We start from the raw sequence: 929 nt of genomic DNA, 5'->3' as shown, positions 1-929 counted from the left end.
AAGGCCACAACTTGATCAAGCGTGGACTTCATGCCAATCACTTGAACCTTGGTAGCTTCATCCGTCAAGATACGCAAGTCATTTTCTGGCTTAGATGGTTTAGATGGCTCTACAGGCTTCTCTGGTGTAGTTGGTTTGTTTGGTTTTTCTTCCTTGCTTCCAACTTCCACAATCTGATCTACTGGTGCTTTGGAAACGAAGCTATCGCGAGTCACACGCCCAGTTTCTTGACCATTTTCTATGGTCACTTCCACAAGTGTGGTCTTCTCGCCGGCCTTGCCTTCTTGGACAACTTTTCGTGTGCCCTTCGGCAATTGAGCATTTTCACGTTCGACGGTATTAAACGGTAGAACTTCTGTCACGATATCAAGTCGTGGCTGCTCGACAACAAGATTCTTAATACCTTCAGCTGGAGTGATTTGCTCAACTGGCTTGCCAACTTCCACAATCTGATCCACTGGGGATTTGGAAACGAAGTTGTCACGAGTCACTCGACCAGTTTCCTGACCATTTTCGATAGTCACTTCTACAAGTGTTGTCTTCTCGCCGACCTTGCCTTCTTGGACAACTTTTCGAGTACCCTTAGACAATTGTGGATTTTCGCGTTCGATGGTATTAAACGGTAGAGTCTCTGTCACAATATCTAAGCGCGGCTGTTCGACAACAAGATTCTTAAGACCTTGATCTGGTGTTACTTGCTCAACTGGCTTGCCAACTTCCACAATCTGATCGATTGGGTCTTTAGAAACGAAGCTATCGCGAGTCACTCGACCAGTTTCTTGACCATTTTCGATTGTTACTTCAACCAGCGTGGTCTTTTCACCGGCCTTGCCTTCTTGGACAACTTTTCGTGTGCCTTTAGGCAATTGTGGATTTTCGCGTTCGACGGTATTAAACGGTAGAACTTCTGTCACAATATCCAAGCGTGG

Annotated in this window: 1 protein-coding gene; it reads right to left on the bottom strand. The window is 45.9% G+C overall.

Annotation, left to right across the window (positions count from 1 at the left end; all coding sequences use genetic code 11):
- A partial coding sequence (locus SCRDD08_RS10610) for a G5 domain-containing protein (RefSeq protein ID WP_081104314.1) occupies window positions 1-929 on the bottom strand: 929 nt, incomplete at both ends.

It is taken from the genome of Streptococcus cristatus (assembly GCF_001578775.1).
GTDB classification, from domain to species: Bacteria; Bacillota; Bacilli; order Lactobacillales; family Streptococcaceae; genus Streptococcus; species Streptococcus cristatus_A.
Note: the sequence above shows the minus strand (reverse complement) of the source record. Positions and strands in the feature narration are given on the sequence as shown.